Consider the following 24,450-nt stretch of genomic DNA (forward strand, 5'->3'; position numbering starts at 1 on the left):
CAAGTCAGCGTTCAGGCGGTCTCCAGACAGGGACATCCTCCTGCTTCGGCTCATCCCAATCACTCTGCATGGCACTGCTGAGTGCTTCTTCCAGCTTCATGAATAACTCACCGTAGCGGGGGCTGAACCGGATGCCCTCCTCGATTTCCTTCCAGGCGTCGAACAGCTCATCCTCGTGGGCTTTTTCATTGTCGAGGAAGGCCCAGGTCATCTGACGGGCACGCATCGGGTGCACACCCATGGCGGTCAGGGCATGACCCCCAAGCTCGAGTGCCGAATGATAGGTTTCACTCACCACATCATCGGCCCCGGCCTCGCGCAGTCGGTATCCGTGGCCTCTGTCGAAAGCGCGGGCCAGCACCCAGACACCGGGGAAGAACTGCTTCACATGCTCCACCATCTGCACCGAACGATCACGGTCGTCGATCGCCACGACCAGCAGCCGGGCCTGTTCGATGCCTGCGGTTTCCAGCAAATCCGGGCGACTCGCATCCCCGAAAAAACTTTTGATATTGATCTGCCGGAGGTTCTCGATCTGTTCGATCTCATGGTCCAATGCAACGATGGGAACATTATTGGCCCGCAATAGCCGGCAGACAATCTGGCCAAAGCGACCAACACCAGCGACGATAACCGGCGCCTGTTCATCGATGGTATCCGCCTCGCGCTCGTCGTTTTGTGAACGACGATAACGGGGCAACACAATCCGGTCATACACGATAAACAGCAACGGCGTCAGGAACATCGACAGCGCCACCACCAGTGAGAGGACCTGTGACGTTTCCATGGGAATCACGTTGTTCTGGACACTGTAGGTCAGAAGCACAAAGCCAAACTCACCGGCCTGTGCCAGGGACAACGTAAACAGCCAGCCATTACTGCCATGAACCCGGAACAGCAACGCCAGGCCGAGCAAAATCGCGGCCTTGACTGCGATCACCGCAACCGCAAGTGACACCACCGTACTCCATTGCTCGGACAACACATCGAAGTTGATGCCCGCGCCAACGGTGATGAAGAACAGGCCCAGCAACAGTCCCTTGAACGGTTCGATGTTCGCTTCCAGCTCATGCCGGAATTCACTGTTAGCCAGAACGACACCAGCCAGGAAGGCCCCAAGAGCCGGGGACAGATTTACCAGACTCATCAGGGCCGCAATCCCGATGACCAGCATCAGCGCCGTGGCGGTGAATACTTCACGCAAGCCCGACTGCACCACATAACGAAACAGGGGCCGGCTCAGATAATGGCCGCCAACAATCACGGCACCAACGGCCGCCACCACAACCAGCCCATGAGCCCATCCCGAGAGACTATCCACCAGGCTGAGGTGACCTTGCTTGGCGTCGGAACCTGCCGTGGCGTCCATGAGCTCCGGCAGTGCCAGCAAGGGGATGAGGGCGAGCATCGGAATAACAGCGATGTCCTGAAACAGCAGGACGGAGAACGCACTGCGACCGCCTTCGGTTTTGACCAATCCCTTTTCGTTGAGGGTTTGAAGAACAATCGCCGTGGACGACAGGGCAAAGATCAGACCGACTGCAATGGCTGTCTGCCACTGCAGTCCCAACCATGCGGCCACTGCCATGCCTGCAGCCGCCGTCAGCACCACCTGAAGCCCACCCAGTCCGACCAGGCGCACACGCATGGCCCAGAGCGCCCTGGGGTCGAGTTCCATACCCACCAGGAAGAGCATCATGACCACACCGAACTCGGCAAAATGCTGAATGGTATTGGCTTCCTGCCCTACCAGCCCCGTGACCGGTCCAATAACCACACCGGCCACGAGATACCCGAGAACAGAGCCCAGCCCCAGGCGTTTTGCCAGGGGCACAGCGATGACTGCTGCCACCAGGTAGATAAAACCCTGGACAAAATAAACTGTCATCAATGATTTCCTTGATTCAAAGTCGGGCGGCTAGAGGATATGCGCAATACTATTACCTGCAGCACCGTTTAGCGTAGACCGAGGAACGCCTCTTTGACATGCGAGGCAAGCGCGTCATTAAGGGGATTTGAACCCCGGCGTACCAACGCCAGCTGATAGAAGCCGATTTCCGGCAGGCTATCACCGGCAACCTCTTTCAGAGGCGGACGAATCAGGCTTTGCGGAAACGGGGCCACGGCGAGATCCGCCAGCATAGCGGCCTCCTGACCGGAACAATGCTCACAGGTGTAGGCAATCCTGTAAGGTATACCCGCTTTGTCCAGTGTCCGAAGGGTCATACGCCGCCAGGCACATCCCTCATGGGCCATGGCAATCGGCAGCGGGGAGCGCTGATAGGCCGATGAGCCCTCTCGCCCGGCCCAGACCAGCGGTTCCTCGTGCACCACCTCACCGCGGGGAATACGCCCCTCATCGGCCACAGTTACCAGGGTCATATCCAGTTCCCCGGCGTCCAGGCGAGCGAGATTCTGTTTGCTCGAACCAACCACGACATCCACCAGCACGGCGGGATAGGATCTGGCAAATTCTGCCAGAACTTCCGGCAGAATCCTGGTACCCACATCGTCAGACGTGCCAATACCCACTTTCCCCTCAAGGGTTGGCGAAACGAAATACTGCACGGCCTCTTCATTCAGGCGCAGCAATCGGCGCCCATAATCAAGAAGAACCTCCCCTTCTGCGGTCAACGTGACACGCCTGGGTTCGCGAACAAACAGGGTTTTCCCGAGGTTCCGCTCAAGCTGTTTGATTTGCATGCTCAGGGCGGAAGGTGTTCGGTGAACGGCTTTGGCGGCACTGGTAAACGTGCCATGTTCCGCAATGGCAACGAAACTCCGGAGCACATCGTTATCAAGCAGAGGCATGTTCATAGGCGGACCCTACGGATCGATTTATGGCCGGCAACTGCCTTAAGCATAACTGAACAAGATCTTAAATTCTTTTCGTTTGATTGAAGGCAGAGAGAATACCAGAATAGCGGCTGTAGGCACCCGTAAGCGAGTTACAAGACGTCTCCAAACGAGCTGCTGCAAGTCATTCACCAACAGTCGGGGCCGTAGACATGTTGAAGAGCACAGAGCATCAGGCACACTCCGCAATGCAGCCGATCACCTCCTGGATTGAGGGATATTCCAGACGCCAGCAATTCCGCCGTATGGCTGAGTCATTGCTGAAAGAAAAAGATGATACGCTTTCAGATCTTGGCTACGACCGCCATGATCTGGAAGGCGCCTTGCACCTTCCCATCCGGAACGATGCAATGCAATACATCGAGGCACGTCGTTCCAGACGTGCTGTGGAAGCGCGCAGAGCCAAAGCTCCTCGGCTCGCCGGCTAACCGCGCGCCAATTCCGAGAACCGTATCAGGTTATACTCGCCTGTCAGCACATCGGCCAGATGGCTGATGTGCTCGGGCGTGATTTCACAGCAGCCGCCAACAACACCTGCGCCGTCATCCAACCACTGTTTCACCTGAAGCCCATACACCCCGGGTGACACGTCCTGCCTGGCTTCCAGTTCATCCACCAACGCTCCGCCGGCCATTGGTTCAACTGTTTTGAACGCGTTTGCGTAGCCACCCGTGCAGGGGTAAAGACCGGCCAGTTCAGGCATTGCCTGCGAAATCACTTCCGGGTCGCAGCAATTGAGCATAATCGCCGTTGGCCCTGACGCCCTCACCGCTTCAACAGCCTCGGCAAGGGTCTCCCCTGACCGGAGCTTGCCATCGGCTTCCAGTCTGAATGCCACTCCGAAGGGTTTGCCTGATTCATTGGCGGCAGCACAGGCGGCTTTCGCCTCCAGCGAGTTGGTCATGGTTTCGATGAGGAAGACGTCCGCCCCACTCTGCAGTTTAACAAGGATGTCGAATTCCGATTTCAGATCCTCGAACGTACGGTCAGGCTGGCTCCGATAGCTTCCGACCAAGGGCGGCAGGCAGCCGGCGATATCAACGTCGGCACCCGTTAAGGCGATGGCGCGCTCCAACACCTCGAAAGCCCGTTGATGGATTGCACCAATCTCGTCACCAAGGCCTTCTCTGGCCAGTCGCGTGGGCGTTGCAGCATAGGTGTTCAGTGTCAGGGTACGGGCGCCGGCCCTGATAAAGTCAGCATGGACATCGGTAACCACGTCCGGCTGCTCCCGCATTACCGCCACTGACCAGAGCAGTGACGTAACATTCATGGCCCTGCGGTAGATTTCCTGGCCCAGGCCGCCATCGAGAAGTGCAACAGATTTCATAAAGTACTCATCAGGGTGTAACGATATTGAACCGGCCCTGAGGCTTGTCCAGCATACTGAAAAAGCCTATCAGGTCGAGCCGGCTTCCCTCAAAGCTGATCTCGTCGCTGAACAGAAGTTCCTTCAGCCCCGCACGGCCGATCAAAAGATCCACAAACAAAGACCGCGTCAGATGCAATGTGGCGTCAGCGGGAGTGTCCTCATTAACCAGACGGTTGTGGAGCACGGAATGTTTCAGAGTCAGCAGATAACTTTCCTTGAGATCCGTGAAGGTAATCTTGATGACGGCGCTCTCCCCTTCTGCGTCTTCGGCCTTCAGCCGCACCGCCATGCTGTCGAAGAACAGGGATACCGGCGTATTCAGCAGCACTTCTCTCATCATCGCCGGTTTGATGCCCTCTTCCGGCGAACCATGGCGCAGCTCGTATGCCCCCGTCAGGTAGAAGTCCCGCCAGGGTGCGGATTCCGCCTGATAGCCAAGCTGGTCATAGACGTTGGCCAGAAGCTGTTTTGCATCGTCATTCCCAGGCTCGGCAAAGACCACCTGATTGAGCAATTCCGCCAGCCACCGGTAGGTGTCGCGCCCTTCGCTAGCCCCCATGGCAGAGGCCGCCTCGAAATCCTCGCGGGCTCTTTCCAGAACCTTTTCAGCGCCACCCATCATCTGGACATAACGCTGGGCCGAGTCACTTTCCGGAAGTGGGTCTAGCTGAGCCGGGTTCGCTGTAAACCACCCCAGGTAGTGCTGATACACCGCTTTGGCGTTGTGAGACACGGTGCCGTAGTACCCCTGGTTATGGAACGCCCGATTCAGCTCCGGCGGCAGCTTGAGCTGATCGGCGATCTCCCTGGGCGTCGCACCCTGGTTCATCAAACGCACCGTCTGATCGTGAATGAACTTGTAGGTATCCCGCTGAACAGCCAGGAAGTCCTGGATATTCTCTTGCCCCCACAGCGGCCAGTGATGGCTGCCGAAGTAGATATCGGCGTCGGCAAACAGAGTCTTTGCTTCGTCGATAAAGCTGCTCCATAGACGGGCATCCCGAACCTTCGCGCCCCTCAGGGTGTAGATGTTGTGCATATTGCGGCTGACCAGCTCGGCACCGCAAAAGGCCTTTTGTTCGGGGAGATAGAAGGTGAACTCTGCAGGCGCTTCGGAACCGGAGACAATCTGGAAAATCATCGGCACGCCGTCCACCTCCAGCTCCGTACCGGTTTCGCTGATCAGATCCGTCGCCGGGGCAAAGCCAAAGGTGCCAAAAGCCGGGCCTTTGCCCAGACCAGTGCCAACATGGCCGCGTTCGTCCCGATCCAGACGCTTGCCATACATGAACATGGCCCGGCGGGTCATGGCGGGGCCAGCGATAATGTTCTCGCTGGTTGCCTCCTCCTCAAAGCCCTCTGGCGCGATAATCCGCAGGTTGGCTTTTTCCTCGTCCGAAAGGTGCTGGAGAATGCCCTGCACGCCGCCGAAGTGATCAATGTGGCTGTGGGTAAAGAGAATCGCCCGCACCGGCTTTTCGCCCAGATGTTCACGGGCGAACAGGAAGGCTTTGCTGGCAGTCTCCCGGGCGGTCAGAGGATCCACCAGGATCCATCCGGATTCGCCTTCGATGATCGACATGTTCGCCAAGTCGTAACCCCGGATCTGGTAGAGCCCGTCGGTGACCTTGAACAACCCGTGAATGTTGTTGAGGGCAGCCTGGCGCCAGAGGCTTGGATTGACCGAGGCCGGGGCATTTTCTCCATCCTCGTCAATAAATCCGTAGGCCGGCATGTTCCAGACTTCACCGCCTTCCAGATGATCAATGACCAGTTCAGGGTCCTGGGCAATCAGTCCGCGGCGCGCGTTCTCGAAATCGTCACGGTTATCGAAGGGTCGCTGGTCCAACACATCCCGATTGGCCTGCTCGGTCGTGGCGGTCGGCGCAGTGTGTCCGGCGCTGTTGGCTGCGGAAGAATCAGCACCGGAATCGCAACCCGTCATGACCAGGGCAATGCCCAGCAAAGGAGCGAAAAGAAACTTTCGGGATAGTGGCATATGGGGAAACCTTTTCGGTCTATTGTTATTGGTTACCCCAAGTTTACTTCAGGGTGGGCCTGGATCTGTGCAAATTAGCCAAAATACTCCTGAATCCACCCAAACAGTTTGGTCGCCGTCATGTCGCCGAGCGCCATCTGCTGAAAGTCATTCCCTACCTCATCCTCAATGGTCACGAACTGGTAAAGAAGAGTGCCGGGCTGTTCATCATGCAGTATGAGCGTAATCCTTCGGCGGGTCCGCAGACAGTCAATAGTCATCACATCCGCCGGTATACCCGCATCACGCATACCCCGGCGAACCTCCACCACCGGGTTAATGTGCTGGTGGGTGGCCTGAATGCGGGCATGGGCATCGCTGGCAAGGTCGGACAAGGTTTTCAAGGAATCTTCAGACATTGGGCTCGAGTCGCTCCGAGTGTTGTCATGTTTGATCAATCAGATTACCAGAGAATGAGCAATCCTTAAGCGAAATCAACGGCTCTTGTCAGTAGCCTGCGTCTGACTTGATCAACGCTAGGGGTTATACACTATGGTCAACATGCTGGCCGCAATTCCTGTCAGGGCACTATTCGCCCGATTATTTTCGCTGGTTTTCTTCGTGCTCGCTTTCACTCTGGTCAGTGCCACCGTTTTGGAAGTGATCGCCGCCCTCCAGTCTGGCCAGCAACTTATGCAGGCCCTGATCAAGGGCGTTAATGGCAGCATTATCGCTCTCGCAGTTTACGAACTGGCCATGGTGATACGCTCCGAGTACAGCGGGCGCTCGGAATCCCACGACGTTATAACCATGATGAGACGCACACTGCCGCGTTTTATTGGAACAGTGTGCGTTGCCATGTCGCTTGAAGGGCTGATCATGATCATCAAGTACAGTCAGTTGGAACTCGCCGGCAACCTCTATTATCCCGTTGCCATCATCGTCAGTACCGCCCTGCTGCTGGCATCCCTGGGCCTGTTTTTGAAGATGGCTCCCAAAGACCAGGCTGGCCCTTGAGGTATCTTTACATCGGCACGTTAAACACCGGTAGGTATCAATCCGTGCCACACGGGCAGACTCATATCTTCGGGATCATCATTCGGGCCACCAGTCCGGCTTTTGAAGGCTCCTTCTTCAATCGGTATCCGGAATAACGCCGTTGCCTTTCGTTCCTTGTCATTCGGCGCCCTTACCTGCTCCCACCGCCCCGGCTCGATCTGGTTGATGATGGCACGGAACGCGGCATCAAAGGCGGCGTGGTCCGTGACCGGCACAGCCCGTCCATACAACACCAGTGACTCGTAGTTAGCGCTGTGATGGAACGCCGACTTGGTCATCACCCATTCATTCGTCACTGCGAATGAGATACAAAGCAACGCTCCAGACCCGAGACGCCGGGACAAGCGTCCGCCGTTCAATGTGTGTAGATAAAGATCATCACCAAGCCGCCAGGCAGTGATCGGGATGATGCGAGGCTCGCCATCTTCCACAAATCCGACATGCGCCGTTTTGAGACGATCAATCAACCTGTAAGCTGTTTCCCTGTCATAGCTTGCTCGCTTTACTGCCCTCTGCACCCTGCTGCGTGGACAGGCAGTCAGAGGGGACGCTGTGGCCCCTGCCAGATCAGTCGTTGTCATCAAAAGCTCCTTTCCGGTCTTGCACTTCACAAAATGTACTTCTATTGAAAGGCACTTCTGATACCATCGAAAGATCCAGATTGTGACTTTTGATAGGACCAGTTGATGTGATCGATGATATTCGCCTGGACAGCGCGCATCCGCTGCAGCATCAGCTGTATCAACGATTGTCCGAACGGATACTCGACCAGCGCTACCCACCCGGGCGCCAGCTGCCGCCCAGCCGCCAGATGGCAAAGGACCTCGGCATCAGCCGCAACACGGTGAACGCCGTTTATGAGCAGCTCAAGGCGGAGGGCTTTCTTCAAAGCAGAGCGGGCAAGGGTATCTTTGTCCATGAAGACATCAAATCAGCGATAACCCCCTCAGGGCCGGGCCTGGAGAAATCCGGTGGCGTTTCCATGAACTTGCCACCGCTGCCGCCACTTCCAGCGGGAATACCGAAGCCTGTTGAAGACGCCAGTTTGCCATTCCAGCCGGGCTTGCCAGACCTGGATGCATTCCCCATCCGCAGCTGGAACCGGATCCTGCACCACCAGGAAAGCCGGCGAACACTGAGAGGGTATGACAGCATCCAGGGATTCCAGCCCCTGCGACGCGCCATCGCCGCTTACGTCAGAACGTCCCGAGGGGTTCGCTGCGAAGAACACCAAGTCATAATCACCAATGGCGCGCAGCAAGCGCTCTCGCTTATTGCCGACGTTTTCCTGCAACGGGACGACAGTATCCTGTGTGAAAATCCGGGATACCGCGGCGCCCGGAACGCGCTGGGCCGGTTGGGCAATCCCGTGATTCCAATCCCCCTCAGGAACCACGTCCTGGATGTGGAAGCGTTGCCGGGCCTTGAACCTGCCGGGGCCAAGCTCCTGTTCTGCACGCCCACTCACCAATACCCCATGGGCGGCATCCTCGACCTTTCCCAGCGAATGGCTCTGGTGCAATGGGCCCAGCAAAACGGATGCTGGATCATCGAGGACGACTACGACAGCGAGTTCCACTTCTACAAAAAGCCTTTCGCTGCCATTCAAGGCCTGTACGAGAATTCGCCCGTGCTCTACATGGGCAGTTTCAGCAAAACGTTACTACCAGCATTGCGCATCGGCTATCTGGTGGTCCCGGAAGCGGTTGTCGACCCCTTGCTCTGGGCCAAGCAGATCAGTGGTGGAGAGACCCCTCTTCTTGTCCAGGCAACCATCGCCGAATTCATTGAGAGTGGTCAGTTCACACGCCATCTGCGGCGCATGCGCCAGCTATATCGGGACAAGTGGCAACTCTTCCAGAGCGAGGTTACGGAAAAGCTCGGCGGTCTTGCTCAACCGGTGGCGGAAAGCGCCGGGATGCATCTGGTACTTGAAGGAGATTTTGACGACTTGGCGCTCAGCCAATGGCTGAAAACCAGGGGATTTGGCAGTACACCGCTGAGCGCGCACTTTCTGGGAGATGCGGCCAGAACCGGCCTGGTTATGGGGTTTGCCAGCGCCAACGAGCTCGAAATTGCCAGGTGCGTCACCGAGCTTCGGGACAAACTGACGAACCAGACTCTCTCAAATTACCTTTAAGCGTTCCTGATCCCGTGGCAAGCTGCAAATCAGAGGCATTCAAAAGGAGAATTCAATGGGAAGTTCAAAGCTGGTCGGTATTGTTTTACTCGTGGTTGGCATTGGGCTGCTCTACTTCGGCTACCAATCAACTCAGTCCCTGGGAAACCAGCTGACCGAAACGGTCACAGGCCGATTTACCGACGACACCATGTGGTATCTGATTGGCGGGGCAGCCTCGGCCGCAGCGGGCGCTTTCCTTCTATTTTTCAGGAAATAAGCCAGCCCGTTTTTTTCACCGCCTGGGCCTGACCACAAACCAACTGGCCAGGACCAGCGCGCCGAACACCGTGTAAGCCAGAATAAACACCCAGTCCGGAGCACTGTAATACAGAATGGACTGCAGCCAGTGCTGGATAAACGATCCCTCATAGCCCGCCTCCCCGGCCTTAGCCCTAAGCGCCATTTCCCAGCTCGTAAGCGGGCATAACACACCCAGCCATGATTGCAGAACCACAATAGCAATAACCGCCAGGTGGCTCAGACGGAACCAGAAATTGCGCACCCACCGCCAATTCAGGAAATAGCCAGCGAATGTGGCCACCAGTCCCAGGATGACGAAGGCCACCAGTATCGTGTGCAGGATCAGGAGCGCATCAGCAAAGATCAGTAACCATTGGCTGTCCATCGCTACTCTCCATAGCTACTCTCCATAGCTATTCTCCATCGCTACTCTCCAAAGACTGCTGAGTTGCCAGTTTTGGTCTATTGTACAGGCACGTCAATCTCTGCCAGTGAGGGAGCGTTCTATGAGCCACACCCCGCCTCCAGCCAGACTCGGGTTCCTCTACCCGGGCCATGCGGCCGAAGATGATTATCCCCTGATGGGTTCCATGATAGAGCCCCCGGCGCAAATAACCCTCATCCACACTGAATTCCTGGAGGACGCCCACACCGTTGAAGCCCTCAGTGAGATGGGCAGCGTCAGCCGGCTTTCCAAGGGTGCAGAAGCGCTGGCTGGCTCAGGGATTGAGTCGGTGATGTGGACCTCCACCAGCGCCAGTTTTGTGCTCGGCCTAGATGGCATTCGCCAGCAGATCGATACGCTCGAGAAACTGCTCGGTGTACCGGCTTCGACGACAGCAATGGCATTCGCCAGAGCGGTAAAAGCCATTGACGCCAAACGGGTGGCCATCGCTGCCACCTACCCGGAGGAGGTCGCGCAGCGATTCCGGGCATTCCTGAATCATTTCGATATCGAGGTCGTGCACCTGGCCAGCCGAGGCATCATCACAGCCGCGGAAGTCGGTCTGCTTGAGAAAGACGCGGTTATCGAATTCGCTCTGGCCAACGTCAGGGAAGAGGCCGACGCCCTGCTGATGCCAGACACAGCTCTCCACTCTTCAGCTTGGCTCACCGATCTGGAGCAGGCAATCGGGCAGCCGATACTGACCGCTAATCAGGTCAGTTTCTGGGAGGCTTTGCGACTGTGCGGCAAGCTCAGTCCCCAGTCGGGGCTGGGCAGTCTGTTCGAACACATGCCCGAGGATTAGGCCACTACGTATCTGGCGCGGCCCTGTTTTTTCGCGCAATACAGGGCTTCGTCGGCCCTTCGGATCATGTCGTCGATTGAATCAAACTCGTTGGCCAGGCCCTGACAAATCCCGATGGAGCAGCTGAGCACCTTGCTATCGGGGCTGTGCTCGTTTGGCACCGCACTCTCCTGCCATTGTTTCAGAACCTCCGCAGCCAGCAGCTCAAACCGGTCGGCATGCTCGCCCTCAGGACAGACCTATTTTCATCCCACAGACCTATTTTCACCCCAAATAGATCTGTCCCGGTTTCAACTAAATAGATCTGTCCCGGTTTCAGTCCCCGGTTTCAGTCCCGGTTTCAACTGTCCGGTTTCAACTGCATGCCTGGCAACTGTTTTCAGGTCTATTTCAGCTTCGTGTGTTCGACTGCTAGAACCCCAACTTGCTCCAAATTGGTACATTTATGATATATCGTACCTGTATTAGCTTAGGGAGAATATTTTAGATTCTGGAGCATTTTTATGGGTTGGCTGACAAAAAAACAAGTTCCTATCCCTCAAGGAGATTTGTCATGAGCGTGAATTATAAAAGCATACTTCGCCGAATTCCCCCCATCTTCTTTGCGGCCATCTATATGGTCCTGATGTCTTTACCTGCAGGTGCAGCCGGGTACGACAATGCTCTGAAGGGCGTTAAAAACTATGACGCTGTCTACGAGGTGAGCCAAGGAGATCCCAAGGTCGTTAACCCCGTTTTCTTGGTAATAAAGAACTCCTACAAAGCACCTGAAGTGAAGGCACTTGCGAAAGATCCCAACATCGCCATCGTTTTTCACGGGCCGGTGGTGAAACTGCTTTCGACTGACAGCGCATCATTTAATGAGGCAGAGCTGGCCGAGGTACAGAAATTCCAGACGACTCTTAAACAAATGAAGAAGGACGGGGTGACACTGGAAGTTTGCCGTTACGCGTTGAAAGGGATGGGTGTAGATGAGGCGACGATCATTCCGGAGGTCGACCCGGTAGATAATGGTTTCGTCTCGGTCATCGGCTATCAGATGCAGGGGTACGCGGTTGTCCGAATCCCCTAAGCAAAAAATCGGTTGTTGCTCTGCGAGCTGAAGTTCACCTTGAGGTCCGCTGGTCAAGATTGATCACATAAAAGGTGGAACACGAATGCGATTGCTCGCAAACTGGAGGTTCCGGGGCCAGTGCACCACGTTCTGGTGAGGTCGGACGGTCGCTAAGCCGTTTCCACTCATCCCATGAGCGGCGGAATCAGTATTATTGATCTGGACTTCGGTCCCACCCGCAAATAAGCAGGTGGCGTGGTCAAGTCCACGCGCCACACCTGCGGCAGTCAGGAAGCAGCTTCTCGATACTTATCATGGCGAAGGCATCTCTTTGCAGCAGTTGTTACTGGATCTCCATTCTGGGCGCATTATGCGCATTGGACCTTGGATATCTGACTTATCAGCACTTGCTATTTTACTGTTAGTCATCTCCGGGTTGATTAATTGGTGCCGTCGCCCGCGCTGAAGCAGCCCTGCATTACCACGAAGAATCTCTCCACAATACCGGTCGTTCCAACAAAAACTGACACATTGGGCCAGCCGGTGGCCCGGATTCTTCGGGGCTGCCTCTGCCGTTTTTGGACAACTCGGTGTCGTATTGGATTCACCTGCACTGAGCAATTAGAGCCACATTGAATCAGGGCCCTGGCCGATATGCGGCAGCGCGAGGGCGTTCATTGCAGGCAAAGGGGAACCAAAATGGCACAACTACCGAAACGTGCAAGAGTCGTAATCATTGGCCAGGGCGGTATCGTTGGCTCCTCGGTAGCACACCACCTGATCGAACAGGGCTGGGATGACATCGTAGGGCTGGAAAAATCCGCCATTCCCTCCGACATCGGCTCCACCTCCCACGCCTCGGATTTCTGCTTCACCACTTCCCACGACAAGCTGAACATTTACACCACCAAGTACAGCCAGGCGTTTTACGAAAAACGCGGCAATTACGTGAAATGCGGCGGCATGGAAGTGGCCCGGTCTGACGACGACGAGCGGATGGACGAGCTTCGTCGCAAGGTGGGTTCCGGAAAAGCGTTCGGCACCAATGTCAGCATGATCTCGCCCAAACAGGTAAAGGAGCTGTTTCCATTGCTGGACGAAAGTCAGATCCAGGGCGCGATGTGGGATCCGGATGCCGGGCTGGTAGTGCCCCGCTCCCAGAGTGTTGCCGGCGACCTGGTGGAAGAAGCCGTGGCCACCGGCAAACTGCAGGCCTTTGCCTACACGCCGGCCATCCGCATTGATGTCCAGGACGGCCAGGTACGTGGCGTGGAAACCCACAAGGGCTACATTGAGACCGAATACGTCGTTCTCTCCATGGGCATATGGGGGCCCCTGATGGCCAACACCGCGAACGCGCCCCTGCCACTGATGCCACTGGAGCATCCGTTGCTGTTTTTCGGGCCCTACGAAGAGCTCAATGGCACCGGCAAGCAGATTGTCTATCCCCTGTTCCGCGACCAGGGTAATTCCGCCTATGTGCGGGACACCGGCGACCCGACCACCACCGAAGGCGGCCGTATCGAGTGGGGCTATTACGAAGCGGAAAACCCGCGGCTGGTCTACCCCGGCGCCATTGCGGAGCCCGGTGATGCGCGGATGTCCCCCTCAATGCGGGATCTTTCACTGGACCAGGTCATGGACGCCTACGAAAAAGCCATTGAGATGACGCCGATCCTCGGCGAACTGGGCTGGGAAGAGAAACACTCTTTCAACGGCCTGCTGTCGGTCACACCGGATGGCGGTTCACTCATGGGCGAATCCCCGGAAGTCCGTAACCTGTGGTTCTGCGAGGCGGTCTGGGTCAAGGACGGCCCGGGAGCGGGCAAGGTCCTGGCCGACTGGATGACCCACGGCTCCCCGCAGATGGATCCCCACAGTATCGATATTGCGCGTCATTACCCGCTGCAGAAAACCCCGGACTACGTGTACAACCGCTGCTACGAGACGGCCAAAAAGATCTACACCCCGGCGGTTCACCCCCGTGAGCCGTACCTTACCGGTCGCAAGATGCGAACCAGCCCTTTCTACCTGAGGGAAGTGGGTCTGGGTGCTTACTTCATGGAGGCCGCAGGCTGGGAGCGTGCTCACGGTTATGCAGCCAACGAGTCCACCCTGCTGGCGAAATACCGCGACCGGATCCCGGTGCGGGAACACGAATGGGACGCCCGGCACTTCTGGGAGGTATCCAACGCCGAACAGCTTGAGATGAGCGAATCCGTGGGCATGATCAATCTCTCGCACTTCGCCATCTTCGACATTTCCGGTGATAACGCCGAAGCGCTGCTGGAATATCTGTCGGTTGCCAAAGTCGGCGGTACCACGCCCAACGGCAAAGGTGTCTACACCCATTTCCTCGACGAGCGCGGGGGCGTGCGTTCCGACCTGACCATCATTCGGCGGGGCGCGCAAGACTATCGGGTCGTCTGCGGCGGCGACACCGGCCATCGGGACTATTGCTGGATCACCCGTATGGCCCGGGAGAAGGGGCTGGACAACATCCAGGTGCATGACCGCACGGACGAACTGGCGACCCTTGGCCTCTGGGGACCAAAGGCCCGGGAGACATTGGCCCAGTTCGTTACCGACCCGAACCAGTTGTCCGCGGACAATTTCCCGTTTGCCACCGTCCGGGAACTGAACATTCGAGGGGTCCCGGTCTGGGCCTTCCGAATATCCTACGTGGGCGAGCAGGGCTGGGAGCTCTATTTCCCCTTCAGCTATGGCCTGAGAATCTGGGACCTGCTCTACGATGCGGGCGTTACGCCGGTGGGCATTGAAACCTACGCCAATACCCGTCGCCTGGAGAAGAGCCTGCGACTGCAGAACGTGGACCTGGAAACGGAATACAATCTCTACGAAGCCGGTTTGCAACGACCCAAGGTCAAAGAAGCCGATTTTCACGGCAAGGCCGCGTATCTGGAGCAACGGGAGTGGCCACGGCAATCGGCCTACCTGTGCACGATGACCATGACCGAGCACCGGGATGCCAACGGCATTCTGCGCTACCCGGTTGGCCAATGGCCGATTCTGGACCCACAAACCGGTGAAGTGCTGGTGGATAGCCACGGCCGCCGCTCTTACAACACCAGTGTGGCGTGGGGGCCTTCGGTGAGGAAGATCATTCTGCTGGGTTACATCCCCGTCGAGTACGCCCAGGAAGGGCGTGAGCTCACCCTGGAATACTTCCAGGAGCACTACCCTATCCGAATCGAAGCGGTGGGTTACCGGGCACTGTTTGATCCGGACAACGAGCGAGTCAAATCCTGACCGGGTTCAGAGAAGAGGCGCGGTGGTCAACACTCAATGATGTTGACCGCCAGCCCTCCCCTGGCGGTTTCCTTGTATTTATCCAGCATATCGCGACCGGTTTCCCGCATGGTGTGTAGAACCTTGTCGAGCGAAACGTAATGCTTGCCGTCACCCCTCAGGGCCATGATGGCGGCATCGATAGCCTTAACCGAGGCCATGGCGTTGCGCTCGATGCAGGGAATCTGCACCAGCCCACCGATGGGGTCGCAGGTCATGCCCAGATGATGCTCCATACCGATTTCCGCGGCATTTTCTACCTGTTCCGGTGAACCGCCCGTTGCCGCAGCAAGCCCGGCCGCGGCCATGGCACAGGCCGAACCCACTTCGCCCTGGCAGCCCACCTCGGCCCCGGAAATGGACGCATTTTCCTTGAACAGCACACCAATGGCACCGGCGGTGAGCATGAAACGCACAATGCCGTCCTCGTCCGCCCGGGGACAGAATTCCCAGTAATAGTGAAGCACGGCGGGGATAATCCCTGCTGCGCCGTTGGTGGGCGCCGTCACAATCCGCCCGCCGGCGGCATTTTCCTCATTGACGGCCAGGGCATAGAGGTTTACCCAGTCCAGTGCACTCAGGGAAGGTGAAATCAGGTCCACCCGCTGCTTGTCCATCAGCGACCGATACAGCGACGCGGCCCTGCGCCGGACCTTGAGGCCACCGGGCAACTCGCCCTCGTGCTGAATGCCGCTCTGTACGCACTCCCGCATCACCTGCCATAGCGCCAGAATGCTGCTACGAACCTCCTCTTGCGTGCGCCACGCCTGTTCGTTGGCAGACATAATGTCGGCAATGGCCAGGTTGTGTTCCCGACACAGCTCCAGCAACACCCTGGCACTGCTGAATGGGTATGGCTGTGGGGTGTCATCCTCGCGCACCTTCAGGGTGCCCTCAACGGTTGCATCCACCACGAACCCACCGCCGACCGAATAATAGCTTTTCTCGAACAGGCACTGCCCGTCGCGGTCGAAAGCCTGACAGGTCATGCCGTTGGGGTGCTCGGGAAGGGATTTGCGGCGGTAATAGACCAGGTCGGTATTCTCACGGAATTCAATGGCCTGCTGCCCTGCAAGCAAGAGGTTTCCACGGTCGCGGATCTGCTCAAGACGAGCCGGCATTACCGCCGGGTCGATCTTGTCTGGTCGTTCACCTTCCAGTCCCATCATTACCGCAGGGCCGGTGCCATGCCCCTTGCCGGTGGCACCGAGAGACCCGTAAAGGGACACCTTGAGCCGACCGACAGAAGAAAGCAGACCCTCACTCACAAGAGACCCGGCAAATCTTCTGGCCGCCTCCATGGGTCCCACTGTGTGGGAACTGGAGGGGCCAATACCAACCTTGAACAGCTCAAACAGACTGACTGCCAATGTGTGGCCTCCTGTTGAGGAACGTAATTCAACACTAGCGCCAATCGAGGCCAATCGCATGCTTTTTGGCGACATGGAAACGATGATTTCCGACAGCAGGACACGTCGCGTTGAGTCCATCCTGGCATGCACCGTGTCGCATGTGGACCATCCGCATTATTGCCCCCGTCATAGAATAAAAGGAGTATGGAATTGATCACTTATTGCACGACTCGGATGCAACAGCTAGTGTTCAGGTTGGGGTGGTCGGTACGGACATTCCGGGTATTGGCCGGCGCAACTGGCCCAGGCAGGGCAAAGGGGGTTGTTTATGACCACTGATACCGGTTCGCAAACAGACAAGCCCGTCCAGCAGCCCTATCGGGTCGGCTTCCTGCTGATCGACAACTTTACCCTGATTGCCCTTGCCACGGCGGTTGAACCTCTGCGAATGGCCAACCAGCTGGCAGGCACCGAACTCTATTCCTGGCAACTGCTTACGGCCGAGGGCGATTACGCCCGCGCCAGTGACGGCATCACCATGGTCCCGGATGCCTCCATTCAGGAAGCGCACAGCTTTGATCTGGTCATCGTGGTCGCCGGGATTGATGTCACCCGCAGTTTCTCACGCAAGGAAGCGCACTGGCTGAAACAGATGGCCCGGCAGCATGTCCTGCTGGGAGCGGTCTGTACCGGCCCCTATGTGCTGGCCAGTGCCGGTCTGCTCGACGGCTACGCCTGCAGTGCCCACTGGGAATGCCTGGAAGCCATGCAGGAAGACTTTCCCCGGGTTCAGACCAACAACCGCCTGTTTACGGTCGAGCGTGAACGCATGACCTGCACCGGAGGCACGGTGCCAATGCACATGATGCTCAGCTTCCTGGCACGGCGGCATGGCCAGGAGCTCAGCAATGCCATATCCCACATGTTTGTCTGCGACCGGGTCCGGGAGGAGAGTGAGCAACAGCCCATGCCCATGCATCCGGGCCTGGCCCGGGCGCAACCCAAGCTGGCGGAAGCTGCCCAGCTGATGGAATCCAATATCGAAGAGCCGATCGAACTGCAGGAACTGGCGACTCTGGCAGGCATTTCACGCCGGCAACTGGAGCGGCTGTTCCTGAAGCACATGGGGTGCACGCCGTCGCGCTATTACCTGAGAGTGCGGCTGAACCGGGCGCGCCGTCTGCTCAAGCAGACTTCCTGTTCGATCGTGGAAATTGCCTCCATGTGCGGTTTCGTTTCCGCCACCCACTTCAGCCGTTGTTATCGCAAGACCATGGGGCGCGCGCCCAAGTATGAACGGATGGAAGTCTTTACTCCGGCCAGGGCGGACGGCCTCCTGACCGACACCATGGCCAGTTTACCGTCTTCATCCCTGCAGGCCCTGAAGCGGGCCAGGACCGAGCCCACTTACGGAACCTTTGAGGATTCCCCGGGGCACACTGTCCCAAGTTAAACCCAGTCTCAGGTTAACCCCACCACCAGGCCATTTTCATCCAGCGCAATGTCCAGGGCAGCGGGGCGCCGTGGCAGCCCCGGCATGGTCATAATGTCACCACAGACCGCCACCACGAACCCGGCTCCGGCCGCCAGGCGCACTTCCCTCACCGGCAACATATGCCCGGACGGCGCGCCCTTCACCGACGAGTCCACCGAGAAGCTGTACTGGGTCTTGGCAATGCACACCGGCAGGTGGCCAAACCCCAGGCTCTCGTATTCCTCCAGCTGTCGTTTGGCGATCGTTGTGAACTCCACGCTTCCGGCATGGTAGATACGGGTAGCAATGGTGCGAATCTTTTCCGCCAGGGGCAGGCTGTCTTCATAGAGGAATTTCACCTCCGGTTTGCCCTCATCCATCTGGTCCAGCACCGCCTGGGCCAGCTCAGTGGCGCCTTCACCACCGGTTGCCCAGTGATCCGCGGGCACTGCCCGCACGCCCAGCTCCTCGCTGATGGACTGGACCAGCGCCATCTCCTCCTCAGTGTCATCCGGGAAACGGTTGATGCACACCACCGGGGTCAGGCCAAACTGCTGCAGATTGCGGATATGCCGCTCAAGGTTGGCCGCCCCTTTTCGCAGCGCCGCCAGGTCGGGAATCCCCAGTTGGCTGCGGGGAATACCGCCCTGCATTTTGAGAGCCCGAATGGTGCAGACCACTACGGCGGCATCCGGGCGCAATCCCGTGTGCCGGCACTTGATATCAATGAACTTTTCCGCGCCCAGATCGGCACCAAAGCCCGCCTCGGTAACCACCACGTCGTTCAGGGCCAGCGCAGCCCGGGTTGCGGTGACGGAATTGCACCCGTGGGCGATATTGGCAAAGGGCCCACCATGAATAAACACCGGATTGTGCTCCAGGCTCTGCACCAGGTTTGGCTGCAGGGCTTCTTTCAGCAGTACGGTGAGTGAACCCTCGACACCCAGATCACGAACGGTTACCGGCGACATGTCCGAGCGCCGTCCAACGATGATATTTCCCAGGCGCTGCTTCAGATCCGCCCGGCCATCCGCCAGGCAAAGGATGGCCATGATTTCCGATGACACCGTGATATCGAACCCGGTCTCACGGGGCACGCCATGTGCCGCTCCGCCCAGGCCACAGACCATGTTTCGCAGCGACCGGTCGGTTATATCCATGACTCTGCGCCAGCTTATGTAACGCGGATCCAGCCCGGCTTCATTGCCCCAGTGAATGTGATTATCGATCAGTGACGCCAGCAGGTTATGAGCACTGGTAATGGCGTGGAAGTCGCCGTTGAAATGCAGGTTGATGTCTTCCATCGGGATCACCTGAGCCCGGCCTCCGCCGGCAGCACCACCCTTCATGCCAAAGCAGGGCCCCAGGGACGGTTCCCGCAGACACACGGAGGAACGCACACCCAGCCGGTTGAAGCCATCATTCAGCCCTACACTGGTGGTGGTCTTACCTTCCCCCGCAGGGGTTGGCGTAATGGCCGTCACCAGTACCAGCTTGCCTCTGGGTGCCGAGTCGGACGTATCCACGTAGGCCATGTCCAGCTTTGCCTTGTAATGGCCAAAGGGCACCAGGCTCTCCGCCGGCAAACCGAAACGCTGCTGCGCCAACAGCAGGATAGACTGGGGCTGAACCGAACGGGCAATCTCGATATCCGGAGTGCCCGGCGGTGGAAACTCGGACGGCGCTGGCGTGTCGGGCGTCAGTTTACTGTACTGAAGACTCATGGCACTGCCTCCCTGTTGTTCTCGCAGGACCCACTGTGATCCAGAATCCATTGCGCTGACTGGCGCAGCCCCCCGAACGGAAACAGATGAATGCCCCGCAGCAACGTCTCCGGATTTTCCAGGCAGTACTGCACCAGCGCCCGGACCATATCGTCGGGTTTCCAGGCACCCAGCATCCGGGCACTGCCAGGGCGACGAAGCAGCATACGTGCGGATGCGCCTACCCCACACATAGCTGCATAAGCGATAAGCGTTTTAACCCGGGTGGGGCCCGCCATGCCGATATAGACAGGCACTTCTTCCAGAATATTGCCCAGCCCTTGCAGCCAGTCGATCACCACATCAGCGTCGAAGGTGAACTGGGTGACCACCCAGAGCCTGGTAGCGGTAGTACGGGCGTATTCACGCTTGACGCTCAATGCCTTAGCCAGGGTTGCCCGATCCGCCATAGGATGGCCGTCCGGATGAGCCGCAACACCGATACCTTGGAACCGGAACTGCGCCAACAATCCCGATTCGAGCACGGCCAAAGTGTCGGGAAACGGGCCGGCCACCGCATCGCTGTCACCCGCGATCAGCAGCAGACGGTCTACCCCGCTTTCATCTAATTGGGCCAACCAGTCCCGCAACTGCCCCCGGCTCTGGGCCATTCGGGCGGGCACATGCGGCACTGGCTGCATACCCAGATCCAGCAGACGGCGGGAGGCTTCCAGCGTGTCACTGAACTGCCCCTTTGGCAGGAAGGGCACGTAAACGCAGGTGCCCGCCGGCAGAAGATCCGGCAAATGTTCTGTCGTCAGGATCTGGCGGGGTGTGGCCTCGATGGATGCCGAGCGCACCAGATCACGAAACCGTGCTGCTGCCTCCTCATCGGGCCGATTGAACGCCTGTCTTTCGCTAACCAGTGTCATAAACCGCGCACCCCATTGCCAACGGTGTTTACCCGACAGCTGCTATCGCCGGTTCTTCCCGTTCGGTTAATCGGCGAAGTCGATCCCCTTGGCCCGGGCTCTTTCCCGGGCGTTGGGATTCACCGAAGGCCGGAAGGGCACTTCCACCACTTCCGCCTCCACAGCGGTTGAGCCATCCGCGGCGGCATATTCCACAGGAAGATGCACAGTAAGCCGCGTGCCGACAGCCCGAAGGTCAAACGGCACATACGCCAGCGCGATGTTGGTCTCAAGCTCCGGGGAGTACCAGGGGGAGGTAACATAGCCCTCCGCTTCGCCGCCGTCCGGGCCGCTGATCAGCCAGAAATCGTTGGAGTAGTCAGTCACCTTGCCGCCGCCAAAACGGATGCCCACCATGATGTGGCTGAAAGGCGGGCGACCGGCGTCCAATTGCTCACGGACCTGCTCAAGCTTTTGCTTGCCGATGTAATCCGCCTCCTTGTTGCGCGGCACCTGGTACGCCAGGTTGCACTGGAACGGCAGGGTTTCCTGATCCACATCCTGCCCCCAGGACAGAATACCCGCGGCAATCCGGCGATGGTGGGCGGGCGCGATGACCCGAAGGTTGTGGGGCTCGCCCGCGGCAAGCACGGTGTACCAGAGGTCCTCGGCGTATTTCGTCGCTTCCTTGAGGTAAATCTCGTACCCCTTCTCTCCGGTGAAGCCGGTCTGGGACACGATCACGTCATGGCCGGCCACCTGGCCTTCCATCAAGCCATAGTAGGGAATGTCCCGAACGGCGTCGCCAAACAGGTCCGCCATGAGCGCTTCGGACTTGGGGCCCTGAATCTGCACCGGTGCCACATCGATTTCCGCAATGGTGACATTGAATCCCATGCCAACGTTTACGCCCCGCATCCAGAGCTCAAGATCACTGTCGGAGAGCGAGAACCAGAACTCATCTTCGGCGACCCGCAGCAGAACAGGATCATTGATGATGCCACCCTCCTCGTTGCAGAGGATGACGTACTTGCCACGCATGGGCTTGATCTTGGTCGCATCCCGGGTGATCACGTAATTCACGAACCGCTCGGCATCCGGGCCTTTGACCTGAATCTGGCGCTCAACCGCCACGTTCCACATGGTGACGTCGTGGATCAGCGACTCGTACTCCAGCATGGCACCGCCGTCTTCCGGGCGAACATAACCCCGGGGGTGATACATGCGATTGTAAACCGTCGCCCGCCAGCAGCCCGCCTCATAGGCCAGATGCCAATACGGTGACTTGCGGACCCGTGTGGAAATCAGCATCTCCACCGGCGTGGGGCCAGATTGGCGCAGGTTGATGGGAACGCGTCGATCAGACTGGTCGACGCTGTCGGGCTGGCGTGCCGCACCGGCCCGTTGTTGTGGATAATCCAAAAGTGCTTGCTCGAATTTAACAGCCATTGCTATCTCCCCCTTCCCGGGTTGTCGATAGCCCTAATGTGGCCCTCTTTGAGGTTACCGGGAGGAACCAATACGACACTCAGTCGACTAAAAGCGTCAGAGGGACGGCAGCAGGCCTAGAGAATCAATGTCAGACCGCCCGTAACGACAGCGAACAGCACGGACAACCAGATCACGGTCATCCAGGGGAAAGGCGGCGGGGGTGGCTCAATCGCCAACTCTTTTTCCAGGTAGTTTCTCAGCAAGCGGGTGTTGCGGGTGTTGGCTTTGTATACCGCGTCAAAGCCATCACCTATCACAGGCAGCAGGCCACCGAGGAAATCAATGCCCATGTTGCGCAGCATGCGAAGCTTGACGTCCTTGCTGGCGCCCGCCCTCTGCGCTTCCACCAATACGTACCCGCCCAGTACCAGGCCCACGGCGTCCCCCACCACGGGCAACAGGCCAATCACTGCCTCCGCACCTATCTTTATATTGGTAAACGGGATAGCAATGTTGCTGTCGGTGAACCGGCTGAATTTATCCAGCCGCTCCAGAATGGCCTTCTGGCGGGCTTCGGAAGGTTTCGGCATTTCCTCTCCAGTTCAGGCGCTCACTCAGGCTTTGCGCCGATTTCCTCGAATGCCTGTACCAGGGTATCCGGTTCCTGGGCGCCGGAGATCAGGTATTTACCGTTCACGATGAAGGCCGGCACCGCAGAAACACCGGCCTGTTGATAGGTTGCTTCATCCTCGCGTACCACGTTGGCGAATTCATCGGAATCCAGAATCTGCTTTGCCCTCCCGCGGTCCAGCCCCAGGCTCTCGACACAGGCCAGCAACACGTCCTGGTCTGAAACGTCTTCCGCCTTTCCAAAGTAAGCCTCGAAGAGCGCCTGCTTCATCTCCGTCTGCTTGCCCCGCTCAGCCGCCCACTTCACCAGCCGATGGGCGTCGAAGGTATTGCAGGTGAAGCGCTCCTGCATTTTCTCAAAGTTGAGGCCCAGATCTTTCGCAATCGTCATCATCTGATCCTGGGTCGCGCGCATTTCCTGCTCACTTCGACCGTACTTGCGGGCCAGGGCCGGCAGGATGGGCTCGCCCGTGCCAGAGTGGTCCGGGTTCAGCTCAAACGCGTGCCATTGCAGGCCGAATTCATACTCCGACGCCAACTGTTTCATAGCCTGTTCCAGGCGGGCATAACCAATCGCGCACCATGGGCAGGCGATGTCGGAAACAATGTCGATGTTGATCGTTTTCATGGGGTATCCCGTTAATTGCGTTTAGACACGATACTGCCAGCCTAACACGGAGACAGATCAGCCATCTCCCGCCAGATGTTCCCGGATCAGCTCTGCCATCTGCCGGGCCGGTTCAGTCGGACGGCCCGACGGCCGATGCAGGGCCATCTCGATGGATTGCAGGGCCGGCATACCGCTTCGTTCGTCCAGAACCCGCAGCTGGGGTGTGAGCATATCGCGGGTTACGGGCACCACCGCCAATCCGGCCACGACAACGGGCATCAATCCTGTCATCGACTGGCTTGAGTAAGCCAGGCGCCATTGCCGACCCGCAGAAAACAGCGCCTGTTCTGCCACCTCTCTGAACACATCAGCGCCCGGTGAGTAAAGCGCGAGAGGAATGGGATCTGTCAGGGACGGCTGTTTCTCGGCGCCAACCGCCCACACCAATGGCTCCCGGCGAATCACTTCGCCCCCGGGAGAGCGGGTCTGACGGGTCACAACCGCCAGGTCCAGCTCACCAGCCTGCACCTGCTCCAGCAGCCTGACGCTTGATCCGCAGATAACCTGCAGCTGAACCGACTGGAACAGCTGGCTGAAATGGGAGAGAACGGAGGTCAGCAAAAACGCATAGTCTTCCGGGATACCCAGGCTCAGTTGCCCCGATACCTGCCGCTGCCTGAGCGAATCCAGTGCCTCGTTGTTAAGGGCCAGCATCTTCCGGGCGTAACCGATCAGTTGCTCGCCCTCAGCGGTAAACCGAATACGCCGGCCCTCTCGCTCGTGAAGAGACACTTCCAACAGGGCTTCCAGGCGATGCAACTGCATGCTGACAGTTGACTGGGTATAGGCAAGCCGGTCAGCCGCCGCGGTTACCGTTCCGGTGTCGGCAATGGCCACCAGTGTTTGCAGCACGTTCAGATCCAGAATACGGGGACGCAATTCATCAACTCCTGTGATGCTTTTAATCACTAAACGTTGTTTTTGTGATATCTCAAGCAAGTATATCCTCCCGCTGTCAGATCACAACACACCAGCTAAA

The 24,450-nt window shown here is 58.0% G+C and carries 24 protein-coding genes; 9 read left to right on the top strand and 15 right to left on the bottom strand.

The genetic code is table 11. The annotated features are described in order from the left end of the window. Positions 1–4: 4 nt before the first annotated feature. Together KYE_RS08485 and KYE_RS08490 are read right to left on the bottom strand one after the other, a co-directional pair. Complete coding sequence (locus KYE_RS08485; RefSeq protein WP_008172371.1) at positions 5–1,888, bottom strand: monovalent cation:proton antiporter-2 (CPA2) family protein; 1,884 nt, start codon at positions 1,886–1,888, stop codon at positions 5–7. 68 nt (positions 1,889–1,956) lie between these two features. Continuing rightward, positions 1,957–2,817 (bottom strand): LysR family transcriptional regulator, encoded by an 861-nt coding sequence (locus KYE_RS08490; protein WP_008172373.1) that lies wholly within the window; start codon positions 2,815–2,817, stop codon positions 1,957–1,959. Positions 2,818–3,008: 191 nt separating this feature from the next. Here KYE_RS08490 and KYE_RS08495 point away from each other — a divergent pair, with 191 nt between their 5' ends. Then, the gene (locus KYE_RS08495) at positions 3,009–3,284 is read left to right on the top strand and encodes a hypothetical protein (RefSeq protein WP_227497794.1); all 276 of its coding nucleotides are present in this window, start codon (positions 3,009–3,011) and stop codon (positions 3,282–3,284) included. On the opposite strand, the gene KYE_RS08500 is transcribed toward KYE_RS08495, so the two are convergent. The 3 genes from KYE_RS08500 to KYE_RS08510 form a co-directional block, all read right to left on the bottom strand. Continuing rightward, positions 3,281–4,186, bottom strand: coding sequence for a homocysteine S-methyltransferase family protein (locus KYE_RS08500; RefSeq protein ID WP_008172376.1), 906 nt, complete (start codon positions 4,184–4,186; stop codon positions 3,281–3,283). The two genes, KYE_RS08495 and KYE_RS08500, sit on opposite strands and share 4 nt — an antisense overlap. Positions 4,187–4,196: 10 nt before the next feature. Next, positions 4,197–6,227, bottom strand: a complete 2,031-nt coding sequence (locus KYE_RS08505; protein WP_008172378.1) for an alkyl/aryl-sulfatase — start codon at positions 6,225–6,227, stop codon at positions 4,197–4,199. A 74-nt stretch (positions 6,228–6,301) separates the two neighbouring features. Next, positions 6,302–6,625 carry a hypothetical protein gene (locus tag KYE_RS08510; RefSeq protein ID WP_008172380.1) on the bottom strand — a complete coding sequence of 108 codons (324 nt, stop codon included), beginning with the start codon at positions 6,623–6,625 and terminating at the stop codon, positions 6,302–6,304. 133 nt (positions 6,626–6,758) lie between these two features. Between KYE_RS08510 and KYE_RS08515 the strand changes: the two genes are divergently transcribed. Then, entirely contained in the window at positions 6,759–7,223 is a 465-nt protein-coding gene (locus tag KYE_RS08515; RefSeq protein WP_008172381.1) for a hypothetical protein, read from the top strand. A gap of 20 nt (positions 7,224–7,243) precedes the next feature. Here KYE_RS08515 and KYE_RS08520 read toward each other — a convergent pair whose 3' ends face one another. After that, positions 7,244–7,846, bottom strand: coding sequence for a pyridoxamine 5'-phosphate oxidase family protein (locus KYE_RS08520; protein ID WP_008172383.1), 603 nt, complete (start codon positions 7,844–7,846; stop codon positions 7,244–7,246). Between the two features lie 107 nt (positions 7,847–7,953). Between KYE_RS08520 and KYE_RS08525 the strand changes: the two genes are divergently transcribed. Beyond that, the gene (locus tag KYE_RS08525; protein WP_008172385.1) at positions 7,954–9,405 is read left to right on the top strand and encodes a PLP-dependent aminotransferase family protein; all 1,452 of its coding nucleotides are present in this window, start codon (positions 7,954–7,956) and stop codon (positions 9,403–9,405) included. A 55-nt stretch (positions 9,406–9,460) separates the two neighbouring features. Then, positions 9,461–9,664 (top strand): DUF3185 family protein, encoded by a 204-nt coding sequence (locus tag KYE_RS08530; protein ID WP_008172387.1) that lies wholly within the window; start codon positions 9,461–9,463, stop codon positions 9,662–9,664. Positions 9,665–9,679: 15 nt separating this feature from the next. Here the strand turns inward: KYE_RS08530 and KYE_RS08535 are convergent, their stop codons facing one another. Further along, complete coding sequence (locus tag KYE_RS08535; RefSeq protein WP_008172389.1) at positions 9,680–10,072, bottom strand: DUF2784 domain-containing protein; 393 nt, start codon at positions 10,070–10,072, stop codon at positions 9,680–9,682. 121 nt (positions 10,073–10,193) lie between these two features. On the opposite strand from KYE_RS08535, the gene KYE_RS08540 reads away from it, so the two are divergent. Then, entirely contained in the window at positions 10,194–10,937 is a 744-nt protein-coding gene (locus KYE_RS08540; RefSeq protein WP_008172391.1) for a hypothetical protein, read from the top strand. On the opposite strand, the gene KYE_RS21110 is transcribed toward KYE_RS08540, so the two are convergent. Then, the gene (locus tag KYE_RS21110) at positions 10,934–11,140 is read right to left on the bottom strand and encodes a diguanylate cyclase domain-containing protein (RefSeq protein ID WP_081467523.1); all 207 of its coding nucleotides are present in this window, start codon (positions 11,138–11,140) and stop codon (positions 10,934–10,936) included. The two genes, KYE_RS08540 and KYE_RS21110, sit on opposite strands and share 4 nt — an antisense overlap. 350 nt (positions 11,141–11,490) lie before the next feature. On the opposite strand from KYE_RS21110, the gene KYE_RS08545 reads away from it, so the two are divergent. The 3 genes from KYE_RS08545 to KYE_RS08550 all read left to right on the top strand — a co-directional run bounded on the left by KYE_RS08545 (position 11,491) and on the right by KYE_RS08550 (position 15,261). Next, positions 11,491–12,009 (top strand): DsrE family protein, encoded by a 519-nt coding sequence (locus KYE_RS08545; RefSeq protein ID WP_008172396.1) that lies wholly within the window; start codon positions 11,491–11,493, stop codon positions 12,007–12,009. 232 nt (positions 12,010–12,241) lie between these two features. Further along, the gene (locus tag KYE_RS22345) at positions 12,242–12,457 is read left to right on the top strand and encodes a hypothetical protein (RefSeq protein WP_227497799.1); all 216 of its coding nucleotides are present in this window, start codon (positions 12,242–12,244) and stop codon (positions 12,455–12,457) included. Positions 12,458–12,690: 233 nt separating this feature from the next. Next, on the top strand, positions 12,691–15,261 hold the full coding sequence (locus tag KYE_RS08550) for a GcvT family protein (RefSeq protein WP_008172398.1): 2,571 nt from the start codon (positions 12,691–12,693) through the stop codon (positions 15,259–15,261). A gap of 26 nt (positions 15,262–15,287) precedes the next feature. Here the strand turns inward: KYE_RS08550 and KYE_RS08555 are convergent, their stop codons facing one another. Next, positions 15,288–16,670, bottom strand: a complete 1,383-nt coding sequence (locus tag KYE_RS08555) for an L-serine ammonia-lyase (protein WP_008172400.1) — start codon at positions 16,668–16,670, stop codon at positions 15,288–15,290. 310 nt (positions 16,671–16,980) lie between these two features. On the opposite strand from KYE_RS08555, the gene KYE_RS08560 reads away from it, so the two are divergent. Beyond that, positions 16,981–18,105, top strand: coding sequence for a GlxA family transcriptional regulator (locus KYE_RS08560; RefSeq protein WP_008172402.1), 1,125 nt, complete (start codon positions 16,981–16,983; stop codon positions 18,103–18,105). An 8-nt stretch (positions 18,106–18,113) separates the two neighbouring features. On the opposite strand, the gene KYE_RS08565 is transcribed toward KYE_RS08560, so the two are convergent. The 6 genes from KYE_RS08565 to KYE_RS08590 form a co-directional block, all read right to left on the bottom strand. Next, a complete protein-coding gene (locus KYE_RS08565) occupies positions 18,114–19,850 on the bottom strand; it encodes a formate--tetrahydrofolate ligase (protein ID WP_008172404.1) in 1,737 nt (578 codons plus the stop codon). Continuing rightward, positions 19,847–20,761, bottom strand: coding sequence for a methylenetetrahydrofolate reductase (locus tag KYE_RS08570; RefSeq protein WP_008172406.1), 915 nt, complete (start codon positions 20,759–20,761; stop codon positions 19,847–19,849). Before KYE_RS08570 ends, KYE_RS08565 begins: the two co-directional genes overlap by 4 nt. Before the next feature lie 66 nt (positions 20,762–20,827). Then, on the bottom strand, positions 20,828–22,189 hold the full coding sequence (locus KYE_RS08575; RefSeq protein WP_008172408.1) for a glycine cleavage T C-terminal barrel domain-containing protein: 1,362 nt from the start codon (positions 22,187–22,189) through the stop codon (positions 20,828–20,830). Between the two features lie 116 nt (positions 22,190–22,305). After that, on the bottom strand, positions 22,306–22,761 hold the full coding sequence (locus tag KYE_RS08580) for a DUF4112 domain-containing protein (RefSeq protein ID WP_008172410.1): 456 nt from the start codon (positions 22,759–22,761) through the stop codon (positions 22,306–22,308). A gap of 20 nt (positions 22,762–22,781) precedes the next feature. Continuing rightward, on the bottom strand, positions 22,782–23,429 hold the full coding sequence (locus KYE_RS08585; protein ID WP_008172412.1) for a DsbA family oxidoreductase: 648 nt from the start codon (positions 23,427–23,429) through the stop codon (positions 22,782–22,784). 57 nt (positions 23,430–23,486) lie between these two features. Then, the gene (locus tag KYE_RS08590; protein WP_008172413.1) at positions 23,487–24,350 is read right to left on the bottom strand and encodes a LysR substrate-binding domain-containing protein; all 864 of its coding nucleotides are present in this window, start codon (positions 24,348–24,350) and stop codon (positions 23,487–23,489) included. Between the last annotated feature and the right edge of the window lie 100 nt (positions 24,351–24,450).

Origin of the sequence: Marinobacter manganoxydans MnI7-9, assembly GCF_000235625.1 — a bacterium.
Taxonomy (GTDB): Bacteria; Pseudomonadota; Gammaproteobacteria; order Pseudomonadales; family Oleiphilaceae; genus Marinobacter; species Marinobacter manganoxydans.